A 7,831-nucleotide genomic window follows, 5' to 3' on the forward strand; every position below is an offset into this window, starting at 1 on the left:
GCGGCCGACGCGCAGCGCCGGCGCGCCGACGCCGAGCGCGTCGCGGCCGAGACCGCGCTGGTCACCGCCCACCGCGACGCGCGCGACCGCGCCAAGGAGTTCGACGAACTCGTCGAGGGTTCCCACCGCGACGAGATGGTCCGCATCGAGCAGCGGATGCGCTTGGAGCAGCTCACCGAGAAGGCCATGGCCGAGCTCGGTCTGGAGGTCGAGACCCTCATCGACGAGTACGGCCCCGACAAGCCCGTCCCCGTGCTCACGCGCCCCGACGGCACCGCCCTCACCGAGGACGACGAGACGCCCGAGCCGGTGCCCTTCGACCGGGAGGAGCAGGCCCGCCGCGCCCTCGACCAGCTGGGGCGCATCAATCCCCTGGCCCTGGAGGAGTTCGACGCCCTCAACGAGCGCCACCAGTTCCTCGCCACCCAGCTCGAGGACCTCAGGAGGACCCGCAAGGACCTCCAGGACATCATCAGCGAGATCGACGACCGCGTGCAGGAGGTCTTCACCCGGGCGTACGCCGATGTGGCGCGAACCTTCGACGAGGTCTTCCCGCGCCTGTTCCCCGGCGGCGAGGGCCGGCTCGTCCTCACCGACCCGGGCGACATGCTCGCCACGGGCATCGACATCGAGGCGCGTCCGGCCGGCAAGAAGGTCAAGCGCATGTCGCTGCTGTCCGGCGGCGAGCGCTCACTGGTGGCCGTCGCCTTCCTGTTCAGCCTGTTCATGGCCAGGCCCAGCCCCTTCTACATCCTCGACGAGGTCGAGGCGGCGCTGGACGACATGAACCTCTCGCGCCTGCTCGGCATCTACGAGGAACTGCGCAAGGACTCCCAGCTGCTGATCATCACCCACCAGAAGCGCACGATGGAGAAGGCCGACGCCCTCTACGGCGTGACCATGCGCGACGACGGCGTCACCACCGTCATCTCGCAGCGCCTGGCCGGTTGACCGGCAGGACCGCCCGGCGGGTGAGCCGGGCCCGGACCCATGGACGATAATGGGGACGCATTCCCTCCGACCAGCGCTGGAGTCCACCGTGTTCCTGTTCGTCATCATCACGATCCTGATCCTGGCCATTGCCCTGGGCATCGGACTGGTCGTCACCGTCGGCATGCAGGGCTATCGCCGAGAGAAGAACAAGAGGCTCTACGAGCGCCTCAACAGGATCGCCGTGCGGATGAACGGCGACGTCCCGCGCGATCAGAACTGAGCCCGTTCGGCCCGTGGCGGCCGTCGTGCGCATCCGGCCGGGCCGGCGCCCCGGCCCCAGTAGACTCGTTGCGTGAGTTCAGCCATCTGGATAGTCATTGTTGTCATCGCCGTCTGCGCGCTCGTCGGCGGGATCGTCCACTCGCGCCGCTCCAGGGGCGAACTGGCCGGGGCGGAGGCCCCCGCCCAGATCCCCGCCGGCGAGGAGGCGGCCGCGCAGACCCCGGCCGAACCCGCGCCCCACGAGCCGGCCGCCCCCGCGCTCGAGACCCCCGAGGCGCCGGCCACCCGCATGGTGCGCCTGCGCCGCAGGCTGGCCGGGTCCAACAACCAGCTGGCCCGGGCACTCGCCGATCTGCTGAGCGCCGATCGTATCGACGAGGACGTGTGGGACGACTTCGAGACCACTCTCATCACCTCCGACCTGGGCGTCGGGCCCACCACGGAGCTCGTCGAGAAGCTCCGCAGCGAGCTGGCCGTCGAGGGCATCGGCGAACCGGCCAGGGCCCGCGAGCTGCTGCGCACCGAACTCATCGGGCTCGTCGACCCGAGTCTCGACCGCGGCCTCGACCTCGAGCGCGCCGGGGGCCGGCCGGCCGTCATCATGCTGGTCGGCGTCAACGGCACCGGCAAGACGACCACCGTCGGCAAGCTCGGCCGCATGCTCGTCGCCCAGGACCGGACCGTCCTGTTCGGCGCGGCCGACACCTTCCGCGCGGCTGCCGCCGAGCAGCTCGGCACCTGGGGCGAGCGCGTCGGCGTGCGCACCGTCCGCGGCGTCGAGGGCGCCGACCCCGCATCGGTCGCCTTCAACGCCGTCGACGAGGGCATCGCCGAGGGCGTCGACGTCGTCCTGGTCGACACCGCGGGGCGCCTGCACACCAAGGTCGGTCTCATGGACGAGCTCGGCAAGGTCAAACGCGTCATCGAGAGGAAGGCGCCCGTCGACGAGGTCCTGCTCGTCCTCGACGCCACGACCGGTCAGAACGGCCTGACCCAGGCCCGCATCTTCGCCGAGGCCGTCGACGTCACCGGCATCGTCCTGACCAAGCTCGACGGCTCGGCCAAGGGCGGCATCGTCGTCCAGGTCCAGCGCGAGCTGGGTGTGCCGGTCAAGTTCATCGGCCTGGGCGAGGGCGCCGACGACCTGGCTCCCTTCGACCCCGAGGGCTTCGTGGACGGCCTGCTGGGCGAATAGGCCCCTGGGCGCCCACGTATTGTTGACCCCACATCTTGTTGACCCCACATCGTCAAACGAGGAAACGCCTGTGTTCGACACCCTGCAAGATCGCCTTGCCGCAACCTTCAAGTCGCTGCGCGGCAGGGGCCGGTTGACGGACGCCGATATCGACGCCACGACCCGCGAGATACGCATCGCCCTGTTGGAGGCCGACGTCGCCCTGCCGGTCGTCAGGGAGTTCGTCTCCCATGTCCGCGACCGCGCCAAGAACGCAGAGCTGTCGAAGGCCCTCAATCCCACCCAGCAGATCGTCAAGATCGTCAACGAGGAGCTCATCTCGATCCTCGGCGGGCGGGAGCGGCCGATCCGTTTCGCCAAGTCGCCCGATCCGACGGTCATCATGCTCGCCGGCCTGCAGGGCGCCGGCAAGACGACCCTGGCCGGCAAGCTCGGCCGCTGGCTGTCCGAGCAGGGCCGCTCGCCGGTCCTGGTGGCCGCCGACCTCCAGCGCCCGAACGCCGTCCAGCAGCTGCAGGTCGTCGGCGAGCGCGCAGGCGTCCGGGTCTACGCCCCGCAGCCCGGCAACGGCGTGGGCGACCCGGTGCAGGTGGCCCGCGACTCCATCGACGAGGCCCGTCACGGGCTCTACGACGTCGTCATCGTCGACACCGCCGGGCGTCTGGGCGTCGACGAGGAGATGATGGCCCAGGCCCGCGACATCAAGGCGGCCGTCGGCCCCGATGAGACCCTGTTCGTCGTCGATGCCATGATCGGCCAGGACGCCGTCAATACGGCCCGCGCCTTCGAGGAGGGCGTCGGCATCGACGGCGTCGTCCTGTCCAAGCTCGACGGCGACGCCCGGGGCGGCGCGGCCCTGTCCATCGCGCGCGTGCTCGGCAAGCCGATCATGTTCGCCTCCAACGGCGAGCGGCTGGCCGACTTCGACCTCTTCCACCCCGACCGCATGGCCAGCCGCATTCTCGGCATGGGCGACATGCTCACCCTCATCGAGCAGGCCGAGAAGGCCTTCGACGAGGAACAGGCGCGCGCCGACGCCGAGAAGCTCCTCGCCGGCAACGGCGAGTTCGGCCTGCAGGACTTCCTCAGCCAGCTCAAGCAGCTGCGCACGATGGGCCCGCTCACCAAGATCTTCGGCATGCTCCCGGGCATGGGCGGCCAGATGAAGGCGGCCCTCGACAACCTCGACGAGCGCGAGGTCGATCGGCTCGAGGCCATCATCCTGTCGATGACCCCCGCCGAACGCGCTGATGTGGGCATCCTCAACGGCTCGCGCCGCGCCCGCATCGCCCGGGGCGCCGGTGTCTCGGTGCACGACGTCAACTCCCTGGTCAGCCGCTTCATCGACGCCCGCAAGATGATGCAGTCCATGGGCCCGATGATGGGCATGAACGGCGGCTCGAGGAAGCCGCGCCCGCCCAAGGCCGAGCGCTCGGCGCTGGCCATGGACCGCTCCGCCAAGAAGAAGGGCAAGAAGACCGGGAACAAGAGGAAAGGGGCCGGCCGGCAGGTGCCCACACAACTGGCCGGGGGGGTGCAGAACCCCCTCGCCGCCGCAGGCCCCCAGCCGCCCGGGACCGCGGCTGGGGGCTTCGAGCTGCCCGACAGCCTGCGCGGCATGTTCGACGAGTGAGCCACTCGATGGGCGAGCGCCACGGCCGCGATGCGTCTGCGGGGGCCAACGGGCCCTGGCGGCTCGTCGGAACGCTGCTGCCCGCCGACGAGCCGGTCGAGCTGTGGGTCGTCGACGGCGTGTTCGTTCCCGGCCCCGTCGCCGGGGCCACGACCATCTGCGACGGAGGCTGGATCATGCCCGGCTTCGTCGACGCCCACAGCCACATCGGCCTGGGCCGCGGCGGCGCCGTCGACATGGGTACCGCCCGCGAGCAGGCCGTCACCGACCGCGACGGGGGAGCCCTGCTCATCCGCGACGCCGGGTCGCCGATCGACACCCACGAGTTCGACCGCGACCCGGAGCTGCCGCGCATCGTCCGGGCCGGTCGCCACATCGCCCGCCCCAGGCGCTACATCGCCGGCTACGCCGCCGAGATCGAGCCCGGTGAACTCGTCGACGAGGTCGAGCGCCAAGCCCGCGCCGGGGACGGCTGGGTGAAGATCGTCGGCGACTGGATCGACCGGTCCATCGGCGATCTCGCGCCCCTGTGGGACTCGGAGGAGGCCGCCGCCGCCATCGCACGAGCCCACCGGCTCGGCGCCCGCGTCACCGCCCACTGCTTCGCCGAGGAGTCCGTCGTCCAGCTCGTCGACGCCGGTATCGACGGCATCGAGCACGGCACCGGCATGAGCGGGGCCGTCATCGACACGATGGCCGCCCGGCGGGTCGCCCTGGTGCCCACCATGATCAACCTGGCCACCTTCGGGCGCATCGCGGACGCCGGCCAGGCCAAGTACCCCGTCTACGCCGCCCACATGCGAGCGCTCGGCGCCCGTTACAGGCAGGTCCTCGCCTCCGCCTACGAGGCCGGGGTGCCGATCTACGCGGGCACCGATGCCGGCGGCACCATCGAGCACGGGCGCATCAGCGATGAGATCTCGGCACTGTCCACCATCGGAGGGGCCGAGTTCGCGCTCGGCGCGGCCAGCTGGCGCGCCCGCTCGTGGCTCGGCCGCTCCGGCATCCAGTACGGGGCGAGCGCCGATCTGGTCGTCCTCGGCGCCGACCCGCGCGGCGACGTGAGCATCTGCGCCAGTCCCGAGCTGATCGTGCTGCGCGGGGTGCCCCACCGGCACCGGGCGGGCGTCCATGATCCGGAGCCTGTCGGGTGACCGGGCACTCGTGGGAGAATCGGTCCATGACCGAGCGTCCCGAATTCGTCGATCCCATCCCAGCCGAGGAATCAGCCTTCTCCCCCGGTCGGCAGGACGCGTCCCCGCAGGAGACCCGGCCGGTGGCGGGCGGGGACGGCGCACCCGGTGCGGCCGCGGCTCCCAGTCAGAACCCCGCCGGCGCCGATCCCCATGCAGCGCCGGCCGGACGGCCTCGGACGGCCCAGCCCTTCCCGCATGCGGGCAACTACCGGGACCCCGCGGCCCCGGTCCGGTCTGGCGTCCCGTCGGCCCCGCAGGACAACTACTGGCAGCCCCGGCAGGCCTCCTCGGACGAGTTCCAGGCCTTCCAGGGTTACGGCGCCCGGGCCTTCGGCTACGACCAGGGGCTGCCGGCCGTTCCCGCCCCGGCCGCGCCCGGCCCTTACTACGATCTGGGCCCGATACGCATCCGCGGCAACACGGTGATCACGCCCAACGGCACGATCCCGTTGTCGCGGGCCCAGTTCTTCTTCCAGGACATGTCCCGGACCACCAAGAGCACGCCGACGTGGGCGATCGTCCTGGCCATCGTCCTGGCCTGGTTCTTCCTGCTCTCGCTGCTGCTCCTCATCATCCAGGAGGAGAACACCACCGGGCAGATCACCGTGGTGGTGACGGGCGGCGAGGGCGCCTACTGCCTCGTGGTGCCGGTCACCAGCCAGGCGCAGGTCCACATCTGGGCACAGCAGGTGCAGCAGGCCCAGATGATCGCCGCCCAGTCGCGCATGTGACCTTTCCCGCTGCCGAGGCGGGGCCGCGCATGAGTTTCGCGATGGTCCCTGCGTCTGGCACAATGGAGGGCGCGTCTGCGTCGTGGCGCCCTCTCATGCCGCCTCGCTGACCCCGCCGGGCGGCGTCGTCGTGTCCCCACGCGTACGGGGCGCGCCCATCCATCTGCCCCAGGTGCAGCCCTGGGTATTCATACAGGAGAGAACCACACACCGTGGCCACCAAGATTCGTCTGAAGAAGCTCGGCAAGATCCGCGAACCGCATTACCGCGTCGTCGTCGTGGACTCGCGTAAGAAGCGCGACGGTCGCTCCATCGAGGAGATCGGCCAGTACCATCCGAAGGACGACCCCTCGGTCATCGTCATCGACTCGGAGCGCGCCCAGTACTGGCTGTCCGTGGGCGCTCAGCCCACCGAGGCCGTCATCGCTCTGCTCAAGCGCACCGGCGACTGGCAGAGGTTCACCGGCGACTCCTCGATCCCGTCGGGCGTAGACGTGAAGGTCCCGAGGGCCGACCGGCTGGAGCTGTTCAACGCCGCCCTTGCCGAGGCCGATGGCGAGCCCGTCGCCAGCGCCGTCACGGTCAGGAGGGCTGGGGACTCCACCGAGGCCGCTGATGGGGCCGCCGAGGCCGAGGCCTGACCGTGCTGGCCGACGCGCTGGAGCACCTGGTTCGGGGCATCGTTGCGCATCCCGATGACGTGCGCATCCGCGGCAAGGATCTTCGTCGTGGCCGCATGCTCGAGGTGCGCGTTCACCCCGAGGACATCGGCAAGGTGATCGGTCGTCAGGGGCGTACCGCGACGGCTCTGCGCACCGTCGTGTCGGCCCTGTCCGGCCATGAGCAGGTGCGCATCGATTTCGTCGACGTCGATCGCCGCGGGTTTCGTCGCCACTGATGAGCGATCCTGCGCCGACCGTGGAGGTCACCGTCGCCATCGCGGGCAAGCCCCGTGGAGTGCACGGCGAGGTCACCGTGCGGCTCCACACCGACGAGCCCGAGCGCCGGCTGGCACCGGGCTCGATCTGTCGGGTGCGGTCCGACGGGCGTCGGCTCACCGTCAGGGCCGCCCGGTGGGTCTGTGACCGCTTCGCCGTCGCCTTCGACGAGGTGACCGACCGCACCGGTGCCGAGGGGTTGCGCGGCGCCGAACTCATCGCCGACGTGCCCGCCGATGAACGTCCCGCCGGTGAGGACGAGTACTACGACCGCCAGCTCGTGGGCCTGGACGTCCTGGACGCGGCGGGCCGGCGCATCGGCGAGATCGCCGACGTGCTGCACCTGCCGGCGCAGGATCTGCTGACCGTGCGCACCGCGGGCGGCGAACGCCTGGTGCCTTTCGTCGCCCGGCTCGTGCCCGACATCGATCTGGAGACGGGGCGCGTCCGTTTGGCCGCCGTGCCGGGGCTGGTCGATGACGACGCCGGCGAGGCCGGGGGCCGCCGGTGAGCACTGCTCTCGCGGCGGCCGAGCAGCCTGCCATGCGCATCGACGCCATCACGATCTTCCCCGGGTACTTCGAACCTCTTCGCCTGAGCCTCATCGGGCGGGCCATCGAGAAGGGGCTGCTCGACCTGCGCGTCCACGATCTGCGCGACTTCACCCACGATCGCCATCGCACCGTTGACGACACCCCGTACGGCGGGGGAGCGGGCATGGTCATGAAGCCCGAACCCTGGGGCGAGGCCCTGGACGCCCTGCTGGACGACCACGGGCCGCGCGATGAGGGGCCCGTCCTGGTCTTCACCACCCCGTCGGGCCTGCCCGTAAGGCAGGCCACCCCCGCGGGACTCGCCCCCCATTGCGCGGGGGGCTTCGCCTGCGGGCGCTACGAGGGCATCGACCGCCCGGTGGTGGAATG

Annotated in this window: 8 protein-coding genes and 2 pseudogenes; all 10 read left to right on the top strand. The window is 71.0% G+C overall.

Annotated elements, in window-relative coordinates:
* Nucleotides 1–951, top strand: a pseudogene (locus R2N01_RS10515) (AAA family ATPase); the annotation flags it as partial.
* Nucleotides 952–1,000: 49 nt separating this feature from the next.
* Nucleotides 1,001–1,213 carry a hypothetical protein gene (locus R2N01_RS10520; protein WP_316670961.1) on the top strand — a complete coding sequence of 71 codons (213 nt, stop codon included), beginning with the start codon at nt 1,001–1,003 and terminating at the stop codon, nt 1,211–1,213.
* A gap of 72 nt (nt 1,214–1,285) precedes the next feature.
* The gene (gene ftsY, locus R2N01_RS10525; protein ID WP_399553281.1) at nt 1,286–2,410 is read left to right on the top strand and encodes a signal recognition particle-docking protein FtsY; all 1,125 of its coding nucleotides are present in this window, start codon (nt 1,286–1,288) and stop codon (nt 2,408–2,410) included.
* 70 nt (nt 2,411–2,480) lie between these two features.
* Nucleotides 2,481–4,043 (top strand): signal recognition particle protein, encoded by a 1,563-nt coding sequence (gene ffh, locus R2N01_RS10530; RefSeq protein ID WP_399553282.1) that lies wholly within the window; start codon nt 2,481–2,483, stop codon nt 4,041–4,043.
* Nucleotides 4,044–4,051: 8 nt separating this feature from the next.
* On the top strand, nt 4,052–5,197 hold the full coding sequence (locus tag R2N01_RS10535) for an amidohydrolase family protein (RefSeq protein ID WP_316670971.1): 1,146 nt from the start codon (nt 4,052–4,054) through the stop codon (nt 5,195–5,197).
* A gap of 26 nt (nt 5,198–5,223) precedes the next feature.
* On the top strand, nt 5,224–5,970 hold the full coding sequence (locus R2N01_RS10540; protein WP_316670962.1) for a hypothetical protein: 747 nt from the start codon (nt 5,224–5,226) through the stop codon (nt 5,968–5,970).
* Between the two features lie 212 nt (nt 5,971–6,182).
* Nucleotides 6,183–6,611 carry a 30S ribosomal protein S16 gene (gene rpsP / locus R2N01_RS10545; protein WP_316670964.1) on the top strand — a complete coding sequence of 143 codons (429 nt, stop codon included), beginning with the start codon at nt 6,183–6,185 and terminating at the stop codon, nt 6,609–6,611.
* A gap of 2 nt (nt 6,612–6,613) precedes the next feature.
* Nucleotides 6,614–6,868 (top strand): RNA-binding protein, encoded by a 255-nt coding sequence (locus R2N01_RS10550; protein WP_316670966.1) that lies wholly within the window; start codon nt 6,614–6,616, stop codon nt 6,866–6,868.
* A complete protein-coding gene (gene rimM / locus R2N01_RS10555) occupies nt 6,868–7,419 on the top strand; it encodes a ribosome maturation factor RimM (protein WP_316670968.1) in 552 nt (183 codons plus the stop codon). The genes R2N01_RS10550 and rimM overlap by 1 nt, the downstream gene beginning before the upstream one ends.
* Nucleotides 7,416–7,831 (top strand): annotated as a pseudogene (locus R2N01_RS10560) (tRNA (guanosine(37)-N1)-methyltransferase TrmD); the annotation flags it as partial. The gene rimM and the pseudogene R2N01_RS10560, both read left to right, overlap by 4 nt.

Origin of the sequence: uncultured Propionibacterium sp. (assembly GCF_963539965.1) — a bacterium.
GTDB lineage: Bacteria > Actinomycetota > Actinomycetes > Propionibacteriales > Propionibacteriaceae > Propionibacterium.